The following is a 25,752-nucleotide window of genomic DNA, read 5'->3' as shown; positions in this document are numbered from 1 at the left end:
TGCTTGAGCACGAAACTCTCAAACACTTGTTTAAATTTTGTTAACTACTCCAAGAATTCGCATTGCGACCTCGAGTGATTGCTCTAAGTGACAGTGATGACCGCCTTGCACTGTCTCAATTTGGGCTGGATTTTTCGCATTTAAGTGACTGATATCCTTAAGCTCACGAAATCCATTTTCGCCTAATATGATCAGATGAAAACAGGAAATTTGGTCTAAAATCGTTTCGGCATGTTTCTGCGAGAGTCGATACAACGAATCACATTTCAGTTTTGCATCATGACGCCATTGCCAAATGCCATGGCGATGTTCAACACCACGTTCGACGATGGGTCGCAATGCATCCGCAGAAAGCTGATTGGCAGCGACGCGAAGCATGAGCGCTTCATCAAAACTACTGAGATTACGGGAGGGTTTCGCACGCAAACGATTACGGCTGAGTACCCCTTGCCTGAGCCTTTCAACCGCCTTTTGCGGGGCTTCAGCCAAAGGCCCGTAACCTTCTATCTGAACCAGAGCTGTCACCTGTTCAGGAAAGGCCGCACTATAACAACTTGCAATCAAAGCACCAAGTGAATGACCGACTAGTAGCAGTTTATTTGGCGATAAAACACGCAAAAACTGATAAACGTCATCGATATAATCATGAAATGGATAAAAATTATCCAATGACTTGTGCGAAGAGAGACCATGACCGGGGAGATCAATGGCGCATAGGTGAAGCTTAGGGTTTTGCTGATGCAGCTCTGCCATGACGCTATGAAAGCTGGCGGCGTTATCCAACCAGCCATGAAGAAAAACGACTGATAAATCAGCCGTTTTTACATCACCATACTCGATTGCTGCCAGCGTTCCACTAGCGATAACATAACGCGTCTCACGCATTATTTAACATCTTGAATGATTTTACCGTCACGCGGGAAGTCGCGCATTTGTCGGCAAGTAATCGAATAACACGGGTAGAGGTAGCTTGAAGTGTCATACACTCTCACTCTTTCTTCGATGGTCCAAAGGCGATAACCGTAGCTCTTCACCACTGGAAAAACATAATCATACTCGCCGATTTTGCCTTGCTCTTCCCCTGCAGCAGTGCCGACTACGGTAATCAAACGTCCTTGACTAAACGCAACGGGCTCTAAATAGCCATCAAGGTAGGCAACAAAACGTCCATTGGGTTCTTGGCTAATGTCGGGCTTGCCGTTTTGATCGATCGGCAAGTTAACAATTTCAATGCGCGTTTTGTCTTTGAGATTGTCCACTTTAGCAATCACGCCACCCAAACGAACATCTTGCGTCACCACGCCTTGGCTTTCTGCAAAGATTTTATAATCCGTTAGCACTTCTTGGTTTTGCGCCGTCAGCTCTTGCGGTAAAGAGCTGCATGCGGCCAAGCCGAGCAAAGCGATCATTGCGAAAAGAGAGCGAACCGTTTTCTTCATTATTTACCTGCCTGTCTTCAGTCATCAAAGCAACAAAAGGGTCAAATGTAGATATCGACACCGAGCAACTGGGCGAGTTCCTCTCTTTTGGCTTGATTCATTACGTCCATGTATTCTTGCATTGCACGTCGAGCTTGACCTTCGGGAAGATCATACTGAATTTGCGCTTTATGAATGTCAGATTCTTTGACATTTTGGATGCTATGGGCAACAGCATTGGCTACCTTGGACGTTTGACCAACCGCTTGTTGCTGTTGGTTTTTCGCCACCTTACGCTTGTTGCTGCTTTTATTCGTCCGTTGCGTCCCGGGAATAATCGCAGGAGGTAAACCGTTAATTGAAGCCATCGCGTTCCATCACTTTAAGTGGGCGTTATTCACGCCCTGGTAGTTTTTTCCAAGCCACGTTATCGCGCAGATAAACTGGGCTAGACTCTTCTACGGCGACCGTATTGCCCGCCGCCAGCTCATACTTAGCAAGGACAACAATGTCTTGAGCATCAGGGTAAAGTACCTCACCCGCTTCGATGTTCAACGGCAAATTGGCTAAGCTTTCAGCGTAGGCATCCCATCCTGTACCCGCGCTTGTCCAGCTCTGTTGATCGGCCGTGATATTTTGTGCTAATTGCGCCGGAGGAATGACGCATTCTGCATCCACGGCAACCCAACTGCCATCTTGCTGACGCTGGTAGCGTCCCCAATAGACTTCATCCATGCGCGCATCAATCGCAGCCACCACCGAGGTCGCGCCGTGTACACGGTAGGAACCTTGCGCCATCGCTGCCAGTGTTGAAATGCCAATCATTGGCAAATCCGCACCGAATGCTAAACCTTGTGCAATACCGATGCCAATTCGCACGCCAGTAAAACTGCCTGGGCCACGGCCAAAAGCGAGCGCATCTAAATCGGTCAGTGTCAATCCAGCTTGTTGCAACACCTCTTCCACCATAGGTAGGACTTTTTTGGTGTGGTCACGCGGGGCCACTTCGCTACGTGAAAAGACTTGTTCGCCGACTAAAAGGGCGACTGAACAGTTTTCGGTTGCAGTGTCGATAGCAAGAATTTTAGCGCTCATTCAGTTCTCTGTTTGTTCTGTTAGAAATTGTTGAATCAAATCCAAATCACGGGTTCTTGGGATCGGAGGTAAACTGGCAAGAAAAATGCCGCCGTACTCTCTTGTGACCAAGCGGTTGTCACAGATGATTAAAGCCCCGCGATCTTTTTGATCTCGAATCAGACGCCCTACCCCTTGTTTGAGCGTAATGACTGCATCAGGCAGTTGTACTTGCTCAAACGGCTCTCCGCCTCGTAATCGACAATCTTCGATACGAGCTTTAAGTAGTGGGTCATCTGGTGATGTAAAAGGAAGTTTGTCGATGATAACACAGCTTAAGGCGTCACCTCTAACATCGATTCCTTCCCAAAAAGCGCCAGTGGCCACCAGCAAGGCATTCCCCAACTCCATAAATTCAGCGAGCGTGCGCTGTTTGCTCATCTCGCCTTGCAATAAAACAGGCAAGCCTAAAACCTCGCGAAAACGCTCGCCCAATTCACGCATCATCGAATGTGAAGTACAGAGGAAGAAACAGCGCCCTTGGTTGGATTCAATCACTGGCGCCAACATCGCCACCAGTTTTTGCGCCAAACCTGGGCTATTGGGCTCTGGTAGATAGCGAGGGACGCACAATCGCGCCTGCTCGGCATAATCAAATGGGCTTGGCAATGAGAATTGCTTTCGCGGCTTTAAGCCTAAGCGGTCTGTAAAATGACTAAAATCGTCCCCCACCGCCAACGTGGCCGAGGTGAAGATCCACGCGCCCTGTTTGATCTCTATTTGCTCACGAAATTTGTCGGCAACTGAGAGCGGCGTGATGTGCAATGTAAAATGGCGCGGTGAGGTATCAAACCAGTATGAATAGCCCGTGATGCTGGTGTCACACACTCGTTCTAAACGACCTTTGATAAGGTTAGCGCGCTCAAACGCCACATCAAGCAATTGGCAGCGACCTAACGCGAGCTTGAGTACGTCGATGGTCAAATCCAACGCATCCACCAAGCGATCCACTTCGCGCTTGATGGATGGCGATTGTAAGGCATCTCGCCAATTGCCACGAAAGCCGGGCTCACCCAGCACAATGCGCATATCCATTGCTGTTTGGGCTAATTTATCCCCCACTTTTTGCAGCTGACGCATGTCTTTCACTTCCGTGCGGTAGGCAATTTCAATGTCTTTGGCCAAATCGAGAATCTGGCGGCTGGAGAGTGACTGACCAAAATATTCGCTTGCAATATCAGGCAGTTGATGCGCCTCATCAAAAATAAACACATCCGCTTCGGGGATCAGCTCACCAAAACCGGTCTCTTTGATCGCCAGATCGGCAAGAAAAAGGTGATGGTTCACCACCACCACATCGGCATCCAGCGCTTTCTTTCGCGCTTTTAACACAAAGCAATCTTGGTAACTTGGGCAATCTTTACCTAAGCAGTTGTCATTGGTTGACGTGATGGTGGGTATGATCATGCTGTCTTCTGGTAACTCTTCACAATCACCCAAGTCGCCCGTTTTGGTTTCCGAAGACCAACTGCGCACTTTGACCAATTGGCTTAATGACGTGGAATCCGCTTCATTGTGATGCACTTCGACCATTTGTCGGCTTAAACGCTCTAAACACAAATAATTAGAGCGGCCTTTCAATAACGCGACTTGTCCAAAAAAGCCCAACGCATCGGTCATAAGCGGCAAATCACGATGAAAAAGTTGTTCTTGCAAGTTTTTCGAACCGGTAGAAATGATGACCTTTTTGCCACTTAGCAGAGCTGGCACCAGATAAGCGAAGGTTTTGCCGGTTCCGGTCCCCGCTTCAACCACAAGCTGTGTTTGCTGTTGGATCGCCTCGGCGACCACTTCGGCCATATCGACCTGAGGTTGACGAGCTTGAAAGCCGGGAATGGCCTTGCCTAAAGCACCTTTGGAAGAAAACGTTTTTGCTATCATTCTGTGTTCTGCTGAGGGGTCAGTGGCACAGATTATGTCAGGTTTGTCTTTTTGAGGCGAATCCGAATTGTCTTCGCCTCGGCAGGTATTTGGTCGGTTATTTGCGGTTTAAATAGCGTGCAAGCCACGCTGGGCCGGTGAATTGATCCTCTTCCCCTAAGATGGCCTTGGCCGCTTCGGCTGGAGAAGCTCGATTTTCCCAAAGTTCAGTAATGCGATCCTCATCTATTTCATGGTTACCGAGCAGAGAGCTCACTCTCTCTACATACAGTTTTCGAGCCAGTAGATCTTTGTCCATATACACCACCTCTATGATTCTTATGAAGGCTCAATTCAGACAACGTCTTCAGCCAAACGTTTTGCTGGAGAATTTGTTTGAAACCATCTTAATAATAGATTATCTATTAGGCCTGTATTGCGGTTTAGTTCACCGTTCGACGCCCAAACAATTATTCGTACCATAAAAAAAATAAATCACGGAAGTATCTCTAATATGGAAAAGAAAACACTACTGACTCATTGCTCAGACGCGCCGGGTCTGATCTCTAAAATCACCAACATTTGTTACAAGCATCAACTGAATATTATTCACAACAATGAGTTTGTAGATAATTCCAGCGGTCACTTTTTTATGCGAACCGAGCTGGAGGGATACTTTAACGACCACACTTTTCTTGCCGATCTCGACCAAGCGCTGCCACAAGGGGCAAAACGTAAACTCGTCAGTTCTGAGCGAAAACGCATTGTGATTTTGGTCACCAAAGAAGCGCACTGCTTAGGTGATATTCTGATGAAGAATTACGACGGTAGCTTGGATGTTGACATTGCTGCGGTGGTAGGTAACTACGACAAACTGCAAAGCCTCACGGAAAAATTCGACATCCCTTATCACCATGTTTGTCATGAAGGACTCGATCGTGAAAGTCACGAGCAGAAGATGCTTGAAGTAATTGGTCAATATCAGCCCGATTATTTGGTGCTAGCGAAATACATGCGTGTGCTCACGCCAGGTTTTGTTGAGAAATATCACCATAAGATCATCAACATCCACCACAGCTTCTTGCCTGCCTTTATTGGCGCGAAACCTTATCAGCAAGCTTTTGATCGCGGTGTAAAAATCATCGGCGCCACGGCGCACTTTGTCACCAATGATTTAGATGAAGGCCCAATCATCAAACAAGACGTGATTCCGGTTGATCACAACTTCAGCGCGCAAGACATGGCGCAAGCGGGTCGCGATGTTGAGAAGAATGTGTTGAGCAAGGCGCTCAATAAAGTACTGAATGACCACGTTTTTGTGTATGGCAACAAAACCGTCATCCTTTAAACATAGAATGGGACGAACTAAAAGGGTTGCGACAGTTGCAACCCTTTATTTTTCTGCGCAGCTAGGCTTGCTCAGACTCAACAATACGTTTTAATGAATGTGGGTGCAGCTTGATGCAAATGCCTTGGTACTTGAACGCAACCGTCGGATTGTTCAACCGCTCACCTTCCCCCTTTGGACTCGACAACTTCACCTTAACCCCCAGTTCCTCGAGTTTGCTAAACTGAGCGCCAAACGCTGGATAAGTGTGTTTCAAATCCGCCAAATAGTCTTCGGCCGTTTGAGCATGAGATGGGATGACAAACTCTACATGTTCCCAACCTTCTTGGGGATACGCTTTTCCTTCTGCCGGATAAGGCAGCTCTAAGCATTCGATTTTCCAACCGCGACTGACCAGTGGCGCATCAAACTCGATCACAATGATCGGACGACCATTGATGTTCGCCTGTGAGATCACTTTGCCTTGTTCACTCCACATTTGCTGCGACAACTGAGCGGTTTGATTCTCGTTTACGCGTAGCGCAATATGATCCGCTTGAGCAAAACTCAAATCCAGTTGCAACAAATCGGCCAGCGACTCGATTTTCTGCATGAAACCGGGTAAATCCTCTAGCATCTGTTGGGGTGTCAGGCGTTTTTCTGCCAGCAAATTACTCATTTTCGTTCTCTTCACACTTTTTATTTCTGGGCGTCATAGTAACAACTTCAGGCAAAATTGGCAGTCCTGCGAGTACTTTAATAAAAAGTCAAAATTTCACTAAATCGGCTCTGTATGAAAGGCAATATAATTGCTATCATTAGCCCCATTTTTGTGAACTCAAACAGGACCCGGCCTCTCTATTTCCGGGTTTTTCGTCCTTGAATTGAAGGAAACGCGTGTGAATATCCAAGCACTTATTAACGACAAAGTATCTCAGGCTCTTGAAGCTGCTGGCGCTCCTGCAGGCAGCCCTGCAGCGGTTCGCCAATCCGCTAAGCCACAATTTGGTGACTACCAAGCAAACGGCGTAATGGGCGTAGCAAAACAGTTGGGTACTAACCCTCGAGAATTTGCGCAAAAAGTATTGGATGTTCTTGAGCTAGACGGCATCGCAAGCAAAACCGAAATCGCAGGCCCTGGTTTCATCAATATTTTCCTAAGCGAAGAGTTCCTCGCGAAGCAAGCTGAAGCGGCACTGGCGGATGCGCGCCTTGGCGTTGCTGCAGAAGAAGCGCAAACTATCGTTGCTGACTATTCTGCGCCAAACGTTGCTAAAGAAATGCACGTTGGTCACCTACGTTCAACCATCATTGGTGATGCGGTTGTACGTACCCTTGAGTTTCTAGGTCACAAAGTGATCCGTGCGAACCATATCGGTGACTGGGGTACTCAGTTCGGTATGCTTATCGCCAACCTTGAGCGCGTACAGCAAGAGTCTGGCGAAATTTCTATGGAACTGGCTGACCTTGAAGGTTTCTACCGTGAATCTAAAAAGCTGTACGACGAAGACGAAGAGTTTGCGGTAAAAGCTCGCGGCTACGTCGTTAAACTGCAAAGCGGCGACGAGTTCTGCGCAGAAATGTGGAAGAAGCTGGTTGACGTCACCATGATCCAAAACCAACGCAACTACGACCGTCTCAACGTCTCTCTAACTCGTGATGACGTCATGGGCGAGAGTATGTACAACGACATGCTACCTAAGATCGTAGCAGACCTGAAAGCACAAGGTCTTGCGGTTGAAGATGACGGCGCGCAAGTTGTGTTCCTTGAAGAGTTCAAGAACAAAGACGGCGAGCCTATGGGCGTTATCGTTCAGAAACGTGACGGCGGCTTCCTATACACAACAACAGACATCGCATGTGCGAAGTACCGTTACGAAGAGCTAGGTGCAGATCGTGTGCTTTACTTCATCGACTCTCGTCAGCACCAGCACCTAATGCAAGCTTGGACGATCGTTCGTAAAGCGGGTTACGTGCCAGAGTCAGTATCTCTTGAGCACCACGCGTTTGGTATGATGCTAGGTAAAGACGGTAAACCATTCAAAACTCGTGCGGGTGGTACGGTTCGTCTTGCTGATCTTCTAGATGAAGCAGAAGTTCGTGCAGCGCAACTGATCGAATCTAAGAACCCAGAACTAGCTGAAGACGAGAAGAAAGCGATCGCGAACACGGTTGCAATGGCAGCGGTGAAATACGCCGACCTTTCTAAGCACCGTACCACAGACTACGTGTTCGATTGGGACAACATGCTAGCGTTTGAAGGTAACACAGCACCGTACATGCAATACGCTTACACTCGCGTAGCCTCTGTATTCGCTAAAGCTGGCGTTTCTATGGATGATCTGCAAGGTGAAATCAAAATCACTGACGAGAAAGAGAAAGCACTTATCGCTAAACTGATGCAGTTCGAAGAAGCGGTTCAATCTGTTGCTCGCGAAGGTCAGCCACACATCATGTGTAGCTACCTATTCGAACTCGCAGGCCAGTTCTCTAGCTTCTACGAAGCATGCCCTATCCTAGTGGCTGAAGACGAAGCAGTAAAACAAAGCCGTCTGAAACTCGCTGCGCTAACAGCGAAGACCATCAAGCAAGGTCTGTCTCTACTTGGTATCGATACGCTAGAACGTATGTAATAGGTTCGAGGTTCGAGGTTCGAGGTTCGAGACAATAAAGAAAGGTTGACGTGAAAGCGTCAACCTTTTGTTTTATCTGACGTATACTGTTGTCATTCAATTCAAACCGGACAACAACAATGAGTTTTGAACTGCATCCTCAACTGGCCAAAGACACCACGGTGATTGGCCACTTCCCACTGTGTGTGGCATTGCTGCATAAAGACAATGCCGTGCCGTGGGTGATTTTGGTACCGAAACGTGCAAACCTAAAAGAACTACATCACTTGCCAATGCAAGAGCAACAACAGTTTTTGCTCGAGTCTCAAGCAGTAAGCCAAGCACTGGAAGCGACATTCCGCCCAGACAAACTCAACCTTGGCGCATTAGGTAACATGGTGCCACAACTGCACATTCACCACATCGCGCGCTTTAAAGACGACGTGGCGTGGCCAGGACCCGTTTGGGGCAATACCAACGGAGAGTTCCGCACCGAAGAAGAACAAAACGAACTGCTTGTTCGCATCAAAAACGTCCTATCACTGAGCTCAATCTTCCAAAAAGCCTAAATCAAATCGCTTGTTGATAGCGGGACTGAAAGAGTACCAGGGCGCGATAGAAAAGCCGCATCATTACTGATGCGGCTTTGTCGTTTTTATCCCATTTGGCGTCTGAGACTACATGGTTACGGTCAGCGATAAACCATCTTGTTTGGTCACTGCGTAGCGAACGCGAGTGACACTATGAGCTTTATTGGTGTCGACTAAGCGGCTAATTTTACCTTTCTTGATCCACACGCTTAACATCGCATCAGCGCCATCTTCACTCATCCCAAACTGCTTAGCCAGATCTGACTGGGAGACGGTTCCTTTGTCTGCAATATATTGATAAAGCTCTTTTAATATCATGCTACCTGCGCCTCAAACACGCCTCGTTGTTTGTCACCTACGCGCTTAAACACACGATACGTGGCAAAGAAAATGGCGACAATCGCTGCGATCCAAACACCACTGGTGACAGGGCTATCTGCAAAGTGTGTCAACTGGTTGTAGAAGGTCGCACACAGGTAGGCCAGAGCCATCGTCCAAACGGCAATAAAGCGTGCAAACTTATGACCGAATTCGCGAACGTATGCCCCCATCGCGGCCACACATGGGGTGTACAACAAAATAAAGATGAGGTAGGCAAAAGCCGCATGACCAGACGCAAACTGCGCTTTAAGGTTACCAAAGATAGAAGCATCGACATCTTGCTCCTCTGCCACAGCATCTGAATCCGTTAGGTCTCCCACCTCGATACCCAGTGGATCTGAATAGCTCAAACCTGCTAAGTTTTCAGGGATACTCATCATGGCCTCTTCTAGGCTGGCCATCAGATCAAACTCTGCTTCTTCTCCATCACTTGGTGTGGTGTATAGACTATTAAGCGTACCCACTACCGCCTCTTTGGCGAAGATACCCGTGATGATACCCACTGTCGCTGGCCAGTTGTCTTTCTCGATGCCAATCGGAGCAAACACAGGCGTTACTACTTGCGCGGCTTTTGACAGAACCGAGTTTTCGCTGTCTTCGTTGCCGAAGCTGCCATCGGTACCAAGCGAGTTCAAGAAACTTAGGATTGCAACCACAACAACGATGGTTTGGCCTGCACCCAAAACGAAACGCTTCAGTTTTTGCCATGTTTTGATCACCACGTTTTGCAGTGTTGGCAGTTCGTAATCGGGCATTTCCATCACTAAGCTGTCACTGCTACCCGGGTACAGTGTGTGTTTAAGGAAGAGACCCGTGAAAATCGCCGCGACGATACCAAGTAGGTAAAGCGCAAACACAATATTTTGCCCAGCACCTGGGAAAAAGGCGGCAGCAAATAGCGCATACACAGGCAAGCGAGCACCACAAGACATAAATGGCGCCATTGATGCTGCCAGTTTACGTTCACGCTCTTGGTCTAGTGTACGCGTGGCCATAATGGATGGCACGTTACAACCGAAACCTAAAACCAGTGGTACAAAAGCTTTACCCGGTAGGCCGATCTTCTGCATCACTTTATCAAGCACAAACGCGGCACGAGCCATGTAGCCTGAGCTTTCAAGCACAGCGAGGAAAAGGTACAAACAGGCGATAACCGGAATGAAAGTCGCCACCGTCTGGATACCACCACCGAGTCCATCGGCCAGTACCGTCACCAACCACACCGGCAAGTGTCCGTCTAACAAGTGGTGGCCTCCATCAACCAATAGAGCACCGACACCGATATCAAAGAAGTCAATAAAGGCACTACCAATGTTGATAGAGAACATGAACATGAGGTACATCACAACGAAGAAGAACGGAATACCGACCCATTTGTTGAGAATAAATTGGTCCAGCTTTTCAGTGACACTGCGGCTTAACTTACCTTCGCTACGACGGACCTTTTTGCACTCCTGATGAAGATGTGTATATTTGACGTCAGCAACGTGTAAGTCCACATCCAGATTTAATTCCGTCACGACTTCTTCAACACGAAGGCGATCCACATCAGACATACTGTTTAGTACCAGAGCGTCTTTCTCGAGAGCACGAACGGCGAGTGCTCGGTGGGAAACCGTTTGATCGTTAAATAGCGTTGAAATGCTATCAATCGCCGCTTCCATCGCCGGACCATAGTTCAAAGCAATCTCTTTTAGTGCCACACCTTGAACCACAGATTTGTGCAGTTTCTCTTTAAACTCCGCGACTTGTGCTTTGTTCGTTGCGGATAAACTGATCACCGGGCAACCGAGGCTTTTTTCTAACTCAGCCACATTGATGATCTGACGCTCACGTTTAAGCGCATCCATTTTATTCAACACAACAATCATCGGACGGCCAAGTTCGCGCAATTGCAGTGTCATGTATAAGCTGCGCTCAAGGCTCGTTGCGTCCACCACATTGATGATCATATCGGCTGGGTGAGTTAATACCGCACGGGAAGCAATGGATTCATCAATACTGTTGCTGTCATTACCACTATCCAGCGAGTAGATACCCGGAAGATCTGTCAGTAAAAATTCATCACCAGCGTGATGGTAACGGCCGGTTTTCTTTTCTACCGTGACGCCAGCCCAGTTACCCACTTGCTGTTTTGCGCCGGTCAAACCGTTAAATAACGTCGTTTTTCCGCTGTTAGGATTACCGACCGTCAGAATTTGATACTGCATTATTGGCACTCCACTTCGATGGCTTCCGCAATTTTTTCTCGCACCGCTAACGATACACCACGAGCTTCTATTTGTAGCGGATCACCCATTGGAGCTCGACGAATAAGTCGTACAGACGTGTTTGGCAAAATACCCATCACCATGAGTTTCTTTCTCACGTCGCTAGTGAGTCCATGAATAGCCACAACCGTCGCGCTCTGGCCTTGTTTTAATTCTGATAATTTCATACTTGCCCGAAAAGAAAGTGTAAATGAGAAATATTTTTATTAATGATTCAATAATATGCCTGAAACTATCACTTTTTATTGTCTGAAATCAAAGATTGCCTTTTTGATGTCGTAACTTTCGTTAATTTCAATCTCGTTATTTTCGTCAAAACTAACGATTGAACTCTAATTTTTAATTAACACATTTACTACATAACAAGACGTAAATCGCGAAAAAAGACTAAATATCAACAGATTACATTTATAAAAAATCACTGTCGCTTTTATAAGGTATTAATGGCGTTATTTTTATAAGGAAAATAAGTCAGCTCAAGTATAGTTACTTCATCGAGAGGAGTTCTCCTCTTCGGAATTCCAGAGGTGACGTGATTACATCACGTCACTCCGGCAGCAAGCGAAGGTGTCATTGACACCCGTGGTATAGTCCCCCGGCTATACCACGTTATTTTTTTTCTTGATGTTCCCCCCCCCGATTAACACTGCATCAATTTTATTCTTTTGGTGATTATCCAACTAACCTCTTCATCTCAAAGCATTCAACAAACTCTTCGATTGTACTGAGTTGAGCGTGTACGATGAGGGACTTTCTTCGCGACAACATAAAAATGCAAACAGCTGCTGTAAATGTTATCTATGGTGTTTAGGCTAGCACCAAGGGGAAACGTGATGCAGGAAAGGCAACCGTTGAATGGCTGGGGTAGTAAATACTTAACTTATGTTACGATTCTGTCTCGTGTGCGTCGTTGACAAACTTAGACGGTGATATGCCAAAGTACAACTTAAAGCGTTGGCTAAAATAAGAAGGGTCATTAAAACCTGTGGCAAAGGCGACATCAATGACCTTATGACCTGCGAGAAGGCTTTCACACGCTTTTTCCAATCGGACTTCAGTAAGGAACTCAGTAAAGGTACGGGAGCTGACCGATTTGAAACGCCTTTGTAAACTGCGTTCCGAAACAAACAGCATTTTTGCAGCCATCGCTGTCCCAAAGTCTGGATTGGTATAATGTTGCTGTACTAATGATTCTACTTTCAGCAGCCAACTTTGCTCTGGAGAAAGTACATCGAGCGATTCAACGTTGTTTATTGAGTTATCTCGTTGCTTTAGCGGCATAATTTGACTGAGATTATCCAGTGCTTTAGGCCACAAAATTTCTATCTTGTTTCTCTCTTCACCGCTGAACAGGCTGACGTGTCCACCACTTTCTTCAACTAAGAAGGGTAATTTTTCAACATCACTATCCATCATCGCCCACTCTTTACTATCGGGAGCTTTGCTGCCAATACAAGCAGTACATGACTGACCGAAGTCGATGAATGATACCTCTATAAACTCACTTTGTTCGCTCAGGATAATAATTAACTCTTGACCACGATAAGATCGCTTGAGAACACTAGCAAAAATGGTATTAAAAATGATATCAAGATTGAACCTTTCGAGCGCAATCCGATGTTCTTGTTCAAATCCGGTCAGTCTCACTTGAATACTGAGTTTTTTGAAGTCATCTTGCCATGCATCTATGACCGATTTAACAACTTGATTCACATTGTAATTTTGTGATTGCCCTTCAACCACATGTTCAGGAGAGCCATCAAGCTCATCTAGTTGCATAGTAATCTTGGTCTGACATTGATGGCTTTCCATATCTAGGGGCTGTGGTAACTGCCGAAATAAGAAGTTAATACTTTGACGCAAAGATGAAGCTGCGTTATCAACGAGCAAATTACGCACCTCAATCTGTTTGCGGAGCTGTTGATTGCTAGTCAGTAAAATCCGGCTTTGATGACGCAGTTGATTTGTTTTCAGAGCGACTAAAGCCATTAACTCTTTATTTTGTTTACTAACGTAACGAGAACGCCAATAAACAATCAATGTTCCGACGGCGATAAAAAGCAGAGCAAAAACAATCATAGCTAAAGTGGTTTGATACCAAGGATGCTTCACTGAAAAAGCAATTTTGGTTGTCTTTTCATCTTCAACTCCAGCTTTCACACTGAGTACATAATCTCCAGCAGCTAAGTGTTCAAAAGAGATTTGTCCTGCTTCAGCGACGACCCAGCGTTCTTGATTTAATCGATAATGCAAGATTTGCCCGTAAGCATTGGGCATGACACCGACTACAAAAGTAATAGAAGAACCGTAGTCAATTGGCTCCAAATCCCATGATGGCTGCCCAACTCTTGTAATTTGATCATCAACGCTCACCATACTTACCACAACTTTCGGTTCAGGAAGCTTTGAGACCATCAAATCGTTACGATTCGCGAAGACCAACCCAAACTTAGACCCCAAAACCAATATAGAGTCCTTTAAGTCAAGCGCAGCAGAGGAAGTGCAAGCACCTTCGATAAACTCATTGCTCATAATGCCAGAACGAAAACCAAAGTGTTTACGTAGCTCGCCAGCAACATTGTAAAAGCTCAAACCGATGGAACTCACCATCCACATTCCATCTACATCAGAGATCAAACAAATCGGCTTGACATTCTCTTGTGGCAGCGCCAATTCGCCCAATGCCTTATCTGATGGAGACTTGCGGTAAATACCGTGCGTGCCCGCAAACCATAAGGCACCATCTTTGGCTTCAGCAATATCAATACTTTCTCCCAACGCTTGTGTATTCCTCTCGAAACGAATTTTATCGTCCTGCAATACATAAGCCCCGTGATCAGTTCTAATAATCAAAGGTACCGTTTGATCAACTTCTAATCCTAATACACGAGCGGGTAGGTTGTGACTAACTATCCATTTATCACCATAATCACGAAATTCGTCCTTCGGAACATCAATAGAGAAGAGCCGATAACCAGAACTTAGCCACACCTTTCCTCCCTCGCCTACAGATACATAATCAATCTGTTTTCCTTTGAGGTAACTTGGTAAGTCGTACGCACTGAGCTTAAATTGGTTACTGTCATACAAATAGATCCCATTATCGGAAGCTATCCAGATAGTTTGTGAAGAGATCGCGAAGTCCAGGACGTTGATAGGTAAACGGACGCGCGTAAAAGTATTTTCTCCATTAACGACACGGTAGAGATTTTCTGAATCTATGAACCAAAGCGTACCGTCGGCGTCATAAGCCATCTTTTTTATAACACCGTTTAGGCGATTTGCCTGCTTGTTAACGTTACTCATCCGTTCAAACTTTCGGCTAAATATCGAGTAGTACAAAATACCGCGATTGGTTGCTATCCAGATGCCACCTTGTTCATCATTGACCAGTGAATAGATTTTTCTATTTTCGAGATTGAGATCTTGAGGGCCACTAGAGCGGACTTTGACTATTTTTCCGGTCAAAAACGAATAGCTATACAAACCATGTTCAGTACCAATCCAATACTCTTGATCGGTTTCAACCATCGACAAAACATGTGAATCACCAATGACAACATTTTCCTGACCTGGTTTTAAGATATCTATCAAGACAGCGCCATTCAAAGAACCTACCAACAGTTCTCTTCGTGTCGAAGAAAAGTAGAGCTTAGAAACAAAATGTTTTGATGAAGCTTTGATATGAGTAAATTGATCGCCTTGAGAAAGATAAGCGCCTGCTGTGGTGCCCAAAATCCATTTACTTACAACACGCTTAGCATCGTTAATATAGACGTAACTACTTTGGTTATTCTGATAGAGAGAAAGTAAAGAGATGGTCTCCATATCTTTGCGTTCAATATCGAAAGAATAGAAGTTAACCCCATCACTCACCCAAATATAGCCATCAGAACTGCCTATGCGTCGAATCTCTGAACCAGGATTCAAACTAAATGCAAGTTGACGGGGTTGGTTAGGGAACGTTTGGAAGACTTCATTTTCAACAAAAGTCCAGAAACTGCCTTGATAGAAAGCAACTTGTTCGGAAGGAAACTCTAATAAACTGCCTCTCTTGGGTAGAATCGTATTGCCGTCAAAATACTGCACTTTTCCGTGAACATCATGGATCCAAAGGCCACCATCACTGCCGACAAAGAGATTTTTTGCAGCCACAAACGTCCCCTGCTCTTGTCCAGGCAGTGGATAAAATATGGCAGAGTCACCATCCAACGCCCAAGCTTTGAATGGAGGTAAAAGCCCTAACAAAATGATAAGGGCTAGGATGCGCAGCAAGTTAAATATCCTTTCTATCAATAATGACCCGAGAATTTTATTTGGTGCTTACTTGAGCAATATTTTGGGCCGCTAAATATCATAGCTAAATTGGTGTATGATAAAAATATCAACTTGCTGGCGGTTGCAAATTTTATTGCTAGATCACGTTAAGCAATAACTTTTACACATTATTTGACCGATAAACATTGAAAAAAACTATCTCCCATTCCTAACAGAAATTCAAAATAGCTTCCGGGCGCTAGACTTATTTCGCTACCAATAGGATCAAGCAATCCTTTCTTCACATCGCTGCCTCTTAGCACACTTTCAATAACAGCTGGGGTAAATTGTGGTTCAGCAAAAACACACTTAACATCGCCTTGAGCAAGTCTGTTTCTTATTTGAATCAATGTTTTTGCTCCAGGCTTTCGTTCTGGGCTCACGGTAAAGTAGCCTAAATTATTCAATTGGTAGTGCTGCTCAAAGTAGCCATAAGCATCATGAAAGACGAAATATCCTGCGCTCTTCACTGACGACAAACGGGTTCTAAGTTGTTCATCCGTCACAGTCAGTCGCTGAAGGAAGCTGGCTAAATTGGCTTGATACTGTTGTGTGTTCTCTGCATCGATCTCAATCAAACGTTGAGTGATTTGTGGTGCTATCTGCTCAACAATATTAATCCCCATCCAAAAGTGCGGATCGAAACTGCCGTGGTCGTGTCCATCGTGGGCATGACCCTCCTCATACTCACGTAGTGGCAAATCCTGAATATCGCTGATCGTCAGTACATTGGGTTGCGTTTCTACCAGCTTAGTCAAAAAAGGTTCTAAATCTTGACCAAACCAAATAACCAAATCAGCTTGTCTGATTTTCTTAACGTCTGAGGGTTTCAAAGCGTAATCATGTGGTGATGCGTTACTCGATACCAAAAGCAAAGGCTCATCGACGCCTAGCATCAGTTCATTGACCATTAGCTGAAGCGGTTTGATACTAGTAAGTACTTCAATAGCCATTGCACGGAATGGCAACATCAGCATCAAGCTGATCAATAAAAAACGAATCATAGTTCTCCGAGATGAGTAGTAGCGTTCAACAGGATAAAATGTTACATTATAACACTCACCAATTGCAAATGAGTTCTATTCATGTCAGCGTTAATTAGCCTAAAGGCGCTTTCGGTCACCTTTGACGATAAGAAAGTTTTAGACAGTATTAGCTTGGATTTGCACAAAGGCAAAATCACCACCCTAATTGGCCCAAATGGTGCCGGAAAATCTACCTTAGTGAAAGTTTTGATCGGATTACTTAAGCCAAGCTCAGGGGACGTCATCCGTCGCCCAAAACTTACCATTGGTTATGTACCTCAAAAACTGAAGCTTAATGACACGCTGCCACTTAATGTTATCCGTTTTCTCAATCTATCTGGTAAATATAGCCAGCAAGAAACCATGGAAGCACTCCGACTTGTTGGTGCCGAGCACCTATATAAATCCAACATGCACAAACTCTCTGGCGGTGAGACTCAGCGCGTGCTGTTGGCTCGCGCGCTTTTGCAACGGCCAGACTTACTTGTACTTGATGAACCCGCTCAAGGCGTCGACATTCAAGGACAAATTGATCTCTACGATCTAATTGAAAGCATCCGACATCGTTTTGAATGCGCTGTATTTATGGTGTCGCATGACTTGCATTTGGTGATGGCAAAAACTGATGATGTGATTTGTCTTCAGCACCACATTTGTTGCTCTGGTACGCCTGAGGATATTACAAAGCACCCCTCTTATATTGCGATGTTTGGTAGTGCAGCGCGTGATTCGCTCGCTATTTATCACCATCAGCACGATCAACATCACCATGATTTGGCAGGTCTACCTGTCTCTGGTGATGCAACGCAGTGTAGCCATCATCATCACGGACATCATCATGATTGAGTTTCTATTGCCTTCTATTTTAGCGGGTCTGGGCATTGCGATTATCGCGGGTCCACTTGGCTCGTTCGTTGTTTGGCGTAAAATGGCCTATTTTGGCGACACTTTGGCGCATGCCTCTTTGATGGGACTTGCGCTTGGTTTCTTACTTGACGTCAATTTGTATTTAGCTTTGATTGTTTGCTGTCTCGCACTGGCAGTAATTCTTGTTACATTGCAAAAGCAGCAGCTTGTCGCTGCCGATACCTTGCTTGGCATCTTAGCACACAGCTCATTGTCTATTGGTTTAGTCGCGGTTAGCTTTTTGGACAACGTACGCGTTGATTTAATGAGCTACCTTTTTGGTGATTTGCTTGCCGTTTCATTACAAGATTTGATGTTTATTTACGCTGGAGTCGCGGCCGTTGCTTTGACGCTTTACCTATTTTGGCGTCCGCTACTATCATCGACAGTGAACGAAGAGCTGGCTGCGGTTGAGGGTATTAACATTGACTTGATTCGTTTAATACTGATGCTGATGGTAGGGATTGTTATTGCTGTCGGTATGAAGTTTGTTGGGGCTCTTATCATGACTTCATTGCTGATTATTCCCGCTGCCGCTGCTCGACGTTTTGCACATTCACCAGAACAGATGGCACTCTTTGCCTCTATCATTGGTGCCATCGCAGTGCTCTCCGGCCTAACGCTTTCATGGCATTTCGATACCCCGGCAGGCCCCTCAGTGGTCATTAGCGCAACCGCTATCTTTATGCTGGCTCAACTAAAGCCGCAAACAAGCTAAAGTGACAGAACAAGTAAACTACAATGAAAAAGCCGAGCATTGATTGCTCGGCTTTTACTTGGACGGATGACGCTGTTGTCTATTACCAACCCGTCACTTCGCGAAGTGCTTGACCAATGTCAGCCAAAGACTTAACGGTTTTCACACCAGCAGATTCAAGTGCTGCAAACTTCTCATCCGCAGTCCCTTTACCACCAGAAATGATAGCACCAGCATGGCCCATACGTTTACCCGGAGGCGCAGTTACACCAGCGATGTAAGAGACCACTGGCTTAGTAACGTTATCTTTAATGAACGCTGCCGCTTCTTCTTCTGCCGTACCGCCTATTTCACCGATCATCACGATCGCTTCCGTTTCTGGGTCTTCTTGGAACAATTTTAGAATATCGATGAAGTTAGAGCCTGGGATTGGGTCGCCACCGATACCAACACACGTAGACTGACCGAAACCTTCATCCGTGGTTTGTTTAACGGCTTCGTACGTTAAAGTACCTGAGCGTGAAACGATACCCACTTTACCTTTCTTATGGATATGACCTGGCATGATGCCGATCTTACACTCATCAGGAGTGATAACGCCTGGACAGTTTGGACCAATCATACGAACGCCAGTCTGCTCAAGTTTCACTTTCACATCGATCATATCCGTCGTCGGAATGCCCTCTGTGATGGTTACAATAAGTTCGATACCCGCATCGATTGCTTCCAAAATGGCATCTTTACAGAAAGGAGCTGGAACGTAGATAACTGTTGCTGTTGCGCCCGTTGCTTCTACCGCTTCGCGAACAGTGTTGAACACAGGTAGACCTAAATGTGTTTGACCACCTTTACCAGGAGAAACACCACCAACCATTTGCGTGCCATAAGCCAGCGCTTGCTCTGAGTGGAAAGTACCTTGACCGCCTGTGAAACCCTGACAGATTACTTTGGTGTCTTTGTTAATTAATACAGACATTATTTGCCCTCCGCCGCAGCAACTACTTTCTGAGCAGCATCTGTTAGTGATTCTGCTGCAATGATATCCAAACCTGACTCTGCCAGTACTTTGCGGCCAAGATCCGCATTAGTACCTTCAAGGCGTACAACAACGGGTACGCTTACACCAACTTCTTTTACCGCGCCGATGATACCTTCTGCGATCATGTCACAACGAACAATACCACCAAAGATGTTCACCAAAACGGCTTTTACATTGTCATCAGAAAGGATGATCTTGAATGCCTCTGCTACACGCTCTTTTGTCGCGCCGCCACCTACATCCAAGAAGTTGGCTGGTTTGCCACCGTGTAGGTTTACGATATCCATAGTACCCATTGCAAGGCCTGCACCGTTCACCATACAGCCGACGTTACCATCAAGTGCTACGTAGTTCAGTTCCCACTGCGCCGCATGAGCTTCACGCTTATCTTCTTGCGAAGGATCGTGCATTTCACGCAGTTTAGGTTGGCGGTAAAGCGCATTTGAGTCGATGTTGATCTTACCATCTAGACAAAGTAGGTTGCCTTCACCAGTAATCACAAGTGGGTTGATTTCAAGAAGAGCGAGATCGTATTGAGTGAACATGTCACCCAAACCCATGAAGATTTTCACAAACTGCTTAATTTGATCGCCTTGTAGACCAAGTTTAAATGCAAGCTCACGACCTTGATAAGCCTGAGGGCCAACCAGTGGATCAATAGCCGCTTTGTGAATCAGTTCTGGTGTTTCTTCTGCAACTTTTTCGATTTCCACACCGCCTTCCGTTGAGGCCATGAAAACGACTTTACGTGTTGCACGGTCAACGACAGCACCCAAATATAGCTCGTTGGCGATATTGGACGCTTCTTCAACCAAAATTTTTGTTACTGGCTGACCATTCGCATCTGTCTGATAAGTTACCAGGTTTTTGCCAAGCCATTTTTGTGCAAACTCTTTCACGCCTTCTTTCGTATCATGAAGCTCTACGCCGCCCGCTTTACCGCGGCCACCTGCGTGAACCTGACATTTTACAACTTTCTTCGCGGTGCTAATGCGGCCAGCAGCTTCAAATGCTTCTTGAGGTGTATCACAAGCATAACCTTCTGGTACCGGCAAACCGAATTCTGCAAACAGCTGTTTGGCTTGGTATTCATGCAAATTCATTTTGATATTCCGTTTGTTCTTCCCTTAAGGGATTTATTATTTCCATAACGTCACGATTAACAGTGCGACGCCTGTAGGGTCTTCTCAAATAAACTGCTAACAGTTCAAGTGAAGGCCAGACGCTGAGCCAGTCTAGCCTTAGGGATTTTTAACGTCTAGCCATCAACGACAACTAGACGTTTTAGCGATATTAAACGTCTAACAACAGACGTGCTGGATCTTCCAGTAACTCTTTCACGGTCACTAGGAAGCCAACCGACTCGCGACCATCAATCAAGCGGTGGTCGTAAGACAGTGCTAGGTACATCATTGGCAGAATTTCAACTTTGCCATCTACCGCCATCGGACGATCTTGAATCTTATGCATACCCAAAATCGCAGATTGTGGTGGGTTGATGATTGGAGTCGACATCAATGAACCAAATACGCCACCATTCGTGATGGTAAAGTTGCCGCCAATTAGCTCGTCAACGGTTAGTTTTCCGTCACGACCTTTGATGGCGAGCTCTTTGATGCCCTTTTCAACATCCGCAAAACCTAGCGTGTCGCAGTCTTTTAGGACTGGAGTCACTAGACCACGTGGCGTAGAAACCGCCATACTGATGTCAAAATAGTTGTGGTAAACAATGTCATCACCATCGATCGATGCGTTGATTTCAGGATAACGCTTCAGTGCTTCAGTCACCGCTTTCACGTAGAAAGACATGAAGCCTAGACGAATACCATGACGCGCTTCAAACTGATCACCATACTGCTTACGAAGATCCATGATTGGCTTCATGTTGACTTCGTTAAACGTCGTCAACATCGCCGTGCTGTTTTTCGCTTCTAGCAAACGGTTAGCCACGGTTTTGCGTAGACGCGTCATTGGAACGCGTTTTTCACTGCGTGCAACAACAGGAGCAACGGTGGCCGGAGCTTCCGCAACAGCAGGGGATTTCTTAGCTGCCGCAAGGTGCGCGTCGATATCTTCGCGAGTAATGCGACCACCAACACCCGTGCCCTTCACTTGGCTTGCCTCTAAACCATGCTCTGCAAGGAGACGGCGTACTGCTGGGCTTAATGCATCGTTGCTCTCTTCAGACAGACTCGCGGTGTGACGTTTGTCAGGAGAAGGCTCAGATTCAGCTGTTGTATCTGTGGTTGGTTCACCAGCCACAGCCGCTAACTTAATGCGACCGATAAGTTGCTTAGAAAGAACTGTCGCGCCTTCTCCTTCAACGATCGCTTCTAAAACACCCGCTTCAGAAGCAGGCACTTCTAACACTACTTTGTCCGTTTCGATGTCGACAAGGACTTCGTCACGCTCAACTCTGTCACCTGGTTTTTTGTGCCATGTTGCAACTGTTGCATCAGCCACTGATTCAGGTAAATCTGGAACCAGAATTTCAATTGTCATATCTGTTTCTTCCTTTTACTTCTAGTTCTTAATCCGAAGTTTTTTCGTTTACATTCAGCGCATCATCAACCAGCGCTTTTTGCTGTTTCAAGTGTACCGACATATAGCCAACCGCAGGGGAAGCAGATGCTGGACGTCCAGCGTATTTCAGGTCTGCTCCTGCTGGAATTGCTGCGCGGAAGTTATGTTGGCTACAGTACCAAGCACCTTGGTTTTGAGGCTCTTCCTGACACCAAACAAAATCTTCAACGTTGCTATATGGTGCGATTGCCGCTCTAACCTCTTCCATTGGGAATGGGTAAAGCTGTTCAATACGTACAATCGCAACATCATCCTGCTCGTTATTGCGACGCTGCTCTAGTAGGTCAAAATAAACCTTACCGGAACAGAAAACGACACGCTTAACTTTCGCAGCATCAAGTGTATCTACTTCAGGAATCGCTGGCATAAAGGTACCTTCTGCCAAATCATCAAGCGTTGAAGTACACAATGGATGGCGAAGCAAAGACTTCGGAGACATCACAATCAAAGGACGACGCATTGGGCGAACCACTTGGCGACGAATCATGTGATAAACCTGCGCTGGGGTTGAAGGTACAACAACTTGCATATTCTGCTCAGCACACAGTTGTAGGTAACGTTCTAGACGCGCTGACGAATGCTCTGGGCCTTGACCTTCATAACCGTGAGGCAACAACATGGTTAAACCACATAGTCGCGCCCACTTCTGCTCACCAGAAGAGATGAACTGGTCAATAACCACTTGCGCACCGTTGGCAAAGTCACCAAATTGCGCTTCCCAAAGCGTTAAACCACTCGGCTCTGCCGTTGCGTAGCCATATTCGAAGGCAAGTACCGCTTCTTCGGAAAGAACTGAGTCGAAGACCTCAAAAGGACCTTGCTTATCATGAATATTGGCCAGAGGAACGTAAGTACTCGCATCATTTTGGTTGTGCAATACAGCATGGCGATGGAAGAAGGTACCACGACCAGAATCCTGACCAGAGATGCGAATGCGCTTACCATCATCGAGTAGCGTTGCGTACGCTAATGTCTCTGCCATCCCCCAATCGAGCTCTTTTTCACCGTCGGTCATCGCCGTACGGTCATTATAAAGTTTGCTCACTCGGCTATGTAGCATGTGACTTTCAGGGTATTGACACAAACGCTTACCCAACTCGACCAAGCGAGTTTTGTCGAATTTATTGTCCCACTGAATGTCCCATTCATGACCCAAATACGGAGACCAATCAACAGAATGGAGTGCCATTGGACGCCACTCTTTTACAACGACTTCACCATGGTCTAATGCATCGCGGTACTCGTTGACCATCTGTGTCGCTGTTTCGATGTCGCATTCATTTTTATCGATCAACACATCAGCATACAGCTTACGTGGTGTAGGGTGTTTCTTGATCTTCTGATACATCAACGGCTGAGTTGCATTTGGCTCATCCGCTTCATTGTGTCCATGGCGACGGTAACAAACCAAGTCAATCACCACGTCACGTTTGAACTCATTACGGTAGTCCAACGCAATGCGAGTAACGAACGCAACCGCTTCTGGGTCATCTGCGTTGACGTGGAAAATCGGTGCCTGAACCATCTTCGCGATATCAGTACAGTACATCGTTGAGCGAGTGTCACGTGGGTTAGACGTCGTAAAACCAACTTGGTTATTGACGACAACGCGTACCGTACCACCGACGCAGAAGCCACGAGCCTGAGACATGTTGAAGGTTTCTGCAACAACGCCTTGGCCTGCAATTGCAGAGTCACCATGGATGGTGATAGGTAATACTTTGCTGCCGTCATCGTCACCCAAGCGATCTTGACGCGCACGCACCGACCCCATAACCACTGGGTTAACAATCTCTAAGTGAGATGGGTTAAACGCAAGGGCTAGGTGAACGTCACCACCTGGTGTTGCAAAGTCCGCAGAGAAACCTTGGTGATATTTCACGTCACCGGTACCCCAGCTTTCGCCATGTTTGCCAGCAAATTCGTCGAACAGATCTTGCGGCTTTTTACCCAAGACGTTAACCAGCATGTTGAGACGGCCACGGTGCGCCATGCCGATAACTACTTCGCGCATCCCGCTACGACCCGCGTGACGAATTAACTCTTTCATCATCGGGATCATTGCGTCACCACCTTCTAGTGAAAATCGCTTCGCACCTGGGAATTTTGCGCCTAAGTAGCGCTCAAGACCTTCTGCTGCGGTCAATTCTTCAAGAAATGTACGCTTTTCATCTTTATCAAAGGAAGGTTGACCAACCACAGATTCTAAACGCTGTTGAATCCAACGCTTCTGCTCTGTGTCTGTCATGTGCATGTATTCTGCACCAATCGAACCACAATAGGTTTTCTTAAGTGCGGTGTAGATATCTTTAAGTTGCATGGTCTCTTGACCAACAGCAAAAGAACCTACGTTGAATGTTTCTTCGAAGTCATCTTCGGTGAGATTGTGGAATGCTGGGTCTAGCTCAGCCACAACAGGGCGTTGCCATAGACCGAGTGGATCCAATTCAGCTGCTTCGTGACCGCGGAAGCGGTACGCGTTGATCAGCTGTAGTACCTTAACTTGCTTAGCATCGACATCAGGATCACTTACCTGGACACTATAATGCTTTGTTTCTTGAGCTAGTCGTCGGAAGTAGTCACGGACGCGTGAATGTGGCTGTTCTACCACTTCTTTTGTTGGCTTCGGCAAGCCTTCAAAAACACGTTTCCACTCCTCACTTACCAGATCGGGGTCACTTAGATACAGTTCGTAGAGATCTTCTACGTAAGTTGCATTGGCGCCAGCCAAGTGTGAAGACTCGAGCCATGCCTTCATCACGCCGTTGTGCATATTTTCCCTTAACCAGTAGTTTTCACGTTTGCTGCGGTCTTCGCCGAGCTACTATAGAGCCGGTAGGTTGGTTAAAACATACCGGCAATTTGTTGTTAATTACACCGAACGATTGACCAGCATTGACTTAATGTGGCCGATGGCTTTGGTAGGATTTAATCCCTTAGGACAAACACTTACACAATTCATAATGCCGTGGCAACGAAAAACGCTAAATGCATCATCAAGATTAGACAGACGTTCATCCGTCGCGGTATCACGGCTATCAATTAACCAGCGATACGCGGCAAGAAGGCCGGCTGGACCAATAAACTTGTCCGGGTTCCACCAGAATGATGGGCACGAGGTCGTACAACATGCACACATAATACATTCGTACAAACCATCTAGGTGTGCACGATCATCTGGCGACTGTAAATTTTCTCGTGACGGTGGCAATGTGCCATCAGAAATCAAGAAAGGCTTAACTTTTGCATAGTTATCGTAGAACTGAGTCATGTCAACGATAAGATCGCGAACAACTGGTAAGCCTGGTAATGGACGAATAACAATCTTGTCTGCTTTTAAAGCAGAAAGCGGTGTTATACACGCCAAACCATTTTTGCCATTCATGTTTAGGCCATCTGATCCACACACACCTTCACGACAGGAACGACGGAAAGAGATCGTAGCATCTTGCTCTTTGAGTAGAATCAGTGCATCCAACACCATCATGTCAGAGCCATCTTCCACTTCCAGCACATAGTCTTTCATGTATGGTTTGGTATCTACATCCGGATTGTAACGATATACAGAGAAGTTCAGTTTCATAGTTCAGTCC

At 46.1% G+C, this 25,752-nt stretch carries 22 protein-coding genes; 5 read left to right on the top strand and 17 right to left on the bottom strand.

The genetic code is table 11. The features are described 5' to 3' along the window. Positions 1-30: 30 nt before the first annotated feature. From FC652_RS03345 to FC652_RS03320, 6 genes are all read right to left on the bottom strand, one after another. Positions 31-885 (bottom strand): alpha/beta fold hydrolase, encoded by an 855-nt coding sequence (locus tag FC652_RS03345; protein WP_013572211.1) that lies wholly within the window; start codon positions 883-885, stop codon positions 31-33. Next, the gene (locus tag FC652_RS03340) at positions 885-1,439 is read right to left on the bottom strand and encodes a Slp family lipoprotein (RefSeq protein ID WP_176297475.1); all 555 of its coding nucleotides are present in this window, start codon (positions 1,437-1,439) and stop codon (positions 885-887) included. The genes FC652_RS03345 and FC652_RS03340 overlap by 1 nt, the downstream gene beginning before the upstream one ends. A 41-nt stretch (positions 1,440-1,480) precedes the next feature. Then, entirely contained in the window at positions 1,481-1,786 is a 306-nt protein-coding gene (locus tag FC652_RS03335; RefSeq protein WP_011078256.1) for a hypothetical protein, read from the bottom strand. Positions 1,787-1,811: 25 nt separating this feature from the next. Then, a complete protein-coding gene (gene tsaB / locus FC652_RS03330; protein ID WP_045619854.1) occupies positions 1,812-2,513 on the bottom strand; it encodes a tRNA (adenosine(37)-N6)-threonylcarbamoyltransferase complex dimerization subunit type 1 TsaB in 702 nt (233 codons plus the stop codon). Further along, on the bottom strand, positions 2,514-4,433 hold the full coding sequence (locus FC652_RS03325) for an ATP-dependent DNA helicase (RefSeq protein WP_176297474.1): 1,920 nt from the start codon (positions 4,431-4,433) through the stop codon (positions 2,514-2,516). A 97-nt stretch (positions 4,434-4,530) separates the two neighbouring features. Next, positions 4,531-4,731 carry a hypothetical protein gene (locus tag FC652_RS03320; protein WP_011078259.1) on the bottom strand — a complete coding sequence of 67 codons (201 nt, stop codon included), beginning with the start codon at positions 4,729-4,731 and terminating at the stop codon, positions 4,531-4,533. A 195-nt stretch (positions 4,732-4,926) separates the two neighbouring features. Here FC652_RS03320 and purU point away from each other — a divergent pair, with 195 nt between their 5' ends. Then, positions 4,927-5,760 (top strand): formyltetrahydrofolate deformylase, encoded by an 834-nt coding sequence (gene purU / locus FC652_RS03315; RefSeq protein ID WP_011078260.1) that lies wholly within the window; start codon positions 4,927-4,929, stop codon positions 5,758-5,760. Positions 5,761-5,821: 61 nt separating this feature from the next. Here the strand turns inward: purU and FC652_RS03310 are convergent, their stop codons facing one another. Beyond that, complete coding sequence (locus FC652_RS03310; RefSeq protein ID WP_176297473.1) at positions 5,822-6,418, bottom strand: VOC family protein; 597 nt, start codon at positions 6,416-6,418, stop codon at positions 5,822-5,824. 220 nt (positions 6,419-6,638) lie between these two features. Here FC652_RS03310 and argS point away from each other — a divergent pair, with 220 nt between their 5' ends. Beyond that, complete coding sequence (gene argS, locus FC652_RS03305; RefSeq protein WP_017421003.1) at positions 6,639-8,372, top strand: arginine--tRNA ligase; 1,734 nt, start codon at positions 6,639-6,641, stop codon at positions 8,370-8,372. A gap of 119 nt (positions 8,373-8,491) precedes the next feature. Then, complete coding sequence (locus FC652_RS03300; RefSeq protein WP_011078263.1) at positions 8,492-8,920, top strand: HIT domain-containing protein; 429 nt, start codon at positions 8,492-8,494, stop codon at positions 8,918-8,920. A 108-nt stretch (positions 8,921-9,028) separates the two neighbouring features. Here FC652_RS03300 and FC652_RS03295 read toward each other — a convergent pair whose 3' ends face one another. The 5 genes from FC652_RS03295 to znuA form a co-directional block, all read right to left on the bottom strand. Beyond that, positions 9,029-9,259 (bottom strand): FeoC-like transcriptional regulator, encoded by a 231-nt coding sequence (locus tag FC652_RS03295; RefSeq protein ID WP_011149800.1) that lies wholly within the window; start codon positions 9,257-9,259, stop codon positions 9,029-9,031. Then, on the bottom strand, positions 9,256-11,532 hold the full coding sequence (gene feoB / locus FC652_RS03290) for a Fe(2+) transporter permease subunit FeoB (protein WP_176297472.1): 2,277 nt from the start codon (positions 11,530-11,532) through the stop codon (positions 9,256-9,258). The genes FC652_RS03295 and feoB overlap by 4 nt, the downstream gene beginning before the upstream one ends. Further along, positions 11,532-11,759: a FeoA family protein gene (locus FC652_RS03285; RefSeq protein WP_011149798.1), complete on the bottom strand. Its 228-nt coding sequence runs from the start codon at positions 11,757-11,759 to the stop codon at positions 11,532-11,534. Before FC652_RS03285 ends, feoB begins: the two co-directional genes overlap by 1 nt. A gap of 718 nt (positions 11,760-12,477) precedes the next feature. Next, entirely contained in the window at positions 12,478-15,867 is a 3,390-nt protein-coding gene (locus FC652_RS03280; RefSeq protein ID WP_176297471.1) for a helix-turn-helix domain-containing protein, read from the bottom strand. Positions 15,868-16,037: 170 nt separating this feature from the next. Next, positions 16,038-16,913: a zinc ABC transporter substrate-binding protein ZnuA gene (gene znuA, locus FC652_RS03275; protein ID WP_176297470.1), complete on the bottom strand. Its 876-nt coding sequence runs from the start codon at positions 16,911-16,913 to the stop codon at positions 16,038-16,040. A gap of 81 nt (positions 16,914-16,994) precedes the next feature. Between znuA and znuC the strand changes: the two genes are divergently transcribed. Next, entirely contained in the window at positions 16,995-17,780 is a 786-nt protein-coding gene (znuC, locus tag FC652_RS03270; RefSeq protein ID WP_176297469.1) for a zinc ABC transporter ATP-binding protein ZnuC, read from the top strand. Then, positions 17,773-18,558, top strand: coding sequence for a zinc ABC transporter permease subunit ZnuB (gene znuB, locus FC652_RS03265; RefSeq protein ID WP_176297620.1), 786 nt, complete (start codon positions 17,773-17,775; stop codon positions 18,556-18,558). The genes znuC and znuB overlap by 8 nt, the downstream gene beginning before the upstream one ends. Before the next feature lie 82 nt (positions 18,559-18,640). Here znuB and sucD read toward each other — a convergent pair whose 3' ends face one another. The 5 genes from sucD to FC652_RS03240 form a co-directional block, all read right to left on the bottom strand. After that, entirely contained in the window at positions 18,641-19,513 is an 873-nt protein-coding gene (sucD, locus tag FC652_RS03260; protein ID WP_176297468.1) for a succinate--CoA ligase subunit alpha, read from the bottom strand. Beyond that, the gene (gene sucC / locus FC652_RS03255) at positions 19,513-20,679 is read right to left on the bottom strand and encodes an ADP-forming succinate--CoA ligase subunit beta (protein ID WP_176297467.1); all 1,167 of its coding nucleotides are present in this window, start codon (positions 20,677-20,679) and stop codon (positions 19,513-19,515) included. The genes sucD and sucC overlap by 1 nt, the downstream gene beginning before the upstream one ends. A 190-nt stretch (positions 20,680-20,869) precedes the next feature. Beyond that, positions 20,870-22,078 carry a 2-oxoglutarate dehydrogenase complex dihydrolipoyllysine-residue succinyltransferase gene (odhB, locus tag FC652_RS03250; RefSeq protein WP_176297466.1) on the bottom strand — a complete coding sequence of 403 codons (1,209 nt, stop codon included), beginning with the start codon at positions 22,076-22,078 and terminating at the stop codon, positions 20,870-20,872. Positions 22,079-22,106: 28 nt separating this feature from the next. Further along, complete coding sequence (gene sucA / locus FC652_RS03245; RefSeq protein ID WP_176297465.1) at positions 22,107-24,932, bottom strand: 2-oxoglutarate dehydrogenase E1 component; 2,826 nt, start codon at positions 24,930-24,932, stop codon at positions 22,107-22,109. Positions 24,933-25,031: 99 nt separating this feature from the next. Continuing rightward, entirely contained in the window at positions 25,032-25,742 is a 711-nt protein-coding gene (locus FC652_RS03240; protein WP_176297464.1) for a succinate dehydrogenase iron-sulfur subunit, read from the bottom strand. Positions 25,743-25,752: the final 10 nt, after the last annotated feature.

This window comes from Vibrio sp. 05-20-BW147 (genome assembly GCF_013369385.1).
GTDB classification, from domain to species: domain Bacteria; phylum Pseudomonadota; class Gammaproteobacteria; order Enterobacterales; family Vibrionaceae; genus Vibrio; species Vibrio floridensis.
The sequence above is the reverse complement of the archived record's forward strand: the minus strand, read 5'-3'. Positions and strand labels throughout refer to the sequence as shown.

What these genes read in the sequence shown, in the direction of transcription:
- FC652_RS03320 (WP_011078259.1), bottom strand. Translation starts at nt 4,731, where the DNA reads ATGGACAAAGATCTACTGGCTCGAAAACTGTATGTAGAGAGAGTGAGC.
- znuA (WP_176297470.1), bottom strand. Translation starts at nt 16,913, where the DNA reads ATGATTCGTTTTTTATTGATCAGCTTGATGCTGATGTTGCCATTCCGT.
- feoB (WP_176297472.1), bottom strand. Translation starts at nt 11,532, where the DNA reads ATGCAGTATCAAATTCTGACGGTCGGTAATCCTAACAGCGGAAAAACG.
- sucA (WP_176297465.1), bottom strand. Translation starts at nt 24,932, where the DNA reads ATGCACAACGGCGTGATGAAGGCATGGCTCGAGTCTTCACACTTGGCT.
- FC652_RS03340 (WP_176297475.1), bottom strand. Translation starts at nt 1,439, where the DNA reads ATGAAGAAAACGGTTCGCTCTCTTTTCGCAATGATCGCTTTGCTCGGC.
- purU (WP_011078260.1), top strand. Translation starts at nt 4,927, where the DNA reads ATGGAAAAGAAAACACTACTGACTCATTGCTCAGACGCGCCGGGTCTG.
- FC652_RS03240 (WP_176297464.1), bottom strand. Translation starts at nt 25,742, where the DNA reads ATGAAACTGAACTTCTCTGTATATCGTTACAATCCGGATGTAGATACC.
- znuC (WP_176297469.1), top strand. Translation starts at nt 16,995, where the DNA reads ATGTCAGCGTTAATTAGCCTAAAGGCGCTTTCGGTCACCTTTGACGAT.
- znuB (WP_176297620.1), top strand. Translation starts at nt 17,773, where the DNA reads ATGATTGAGTTTCTATTGCCTTCTATTTTAGCGGGTCTGGGCATTGCG.
- tsaB (WP_045619854.1), bottom strand. Translation starts at nt 2,513, where the DNA reads ATGAGCGCTAAAATTCTTGCTATCGACACTGCAACCGAAAACTGTTCA.
- FC652_RS03295 (WP_011149800.1), bottom strand. Translation starts at nt 9,259, where the DNA reads ATGATATTAAAAGAGCTTTATCAATATATTGCAGACAAAGGAACCGTC.
- FC652_RS03310 (WP_176297473.1), bottom strand. Translation starts at nt 6,418, where the DNA reads ATGAGTAATTTGCTGGCAGAAAAACGCCTGACACCCCAACAGATGCTA.
- sucD (WP_176297468.1), bottom strand. Translation starts at nt 19,513, where the DNA reads ATGTCTGTATTAATTAACAAAGACACCAAAGTAATCTGTCAGGGTTTC.
- FC652_RS03325 (WP_176297474.1), bottom strand. Translation starts at nt 4,433, where the DNA reads ATGATAGCAAAAACGTTTTCTTCCAAAGGTGCTTTAGGCAAGGCCATT.
- sucC (WP_176297467.1), bottom strand. Translation starts at nt 20,679, where the DNA reads ATGAATTTGCATGAATACCAAGCCAAACAGCTGTTTGCAGAATTCGGT.
- FC652_RS03285 (WP_011149798.1), bottom strand. Translation starts at nt 11,759, where the DNA reads ATGAAATTATCAGAATTAAAACAAGGCCAGAGCGCGACGGTTGTGGCT.
- odhB (WP_176297466.1), bottom strand. Translation starts at nt 22,078, where the DNA reads ATGACAATTGAAATTCTGGTTCCAGATTTACCTGAATCAGTGGCTGAT.
- FC652_RS03300 (WP_011078263.1), top strand. Translation starts at nt 8,492, where the DNA reads ATGAGTTTTGAACTGCATCCTCAACTGGCCAAAGACACCACGGTGATT.
- FC652_RS03335 (WP_011078256.1), bottom strand. Translation starts at nt 1,786, where the DNA reads ATGGCTTCAATTAACGGTTTACCTCCTGCGATTATTCCCGGGACGCAA.
- FC652_RS03345 (WP_013572211.1), bottom strand. Translation starts at nt 885, where the DNA reads ATGCGTGAGACGCGTTATGTTATCGCTAGTGGAACGCTGGCAGCAATC.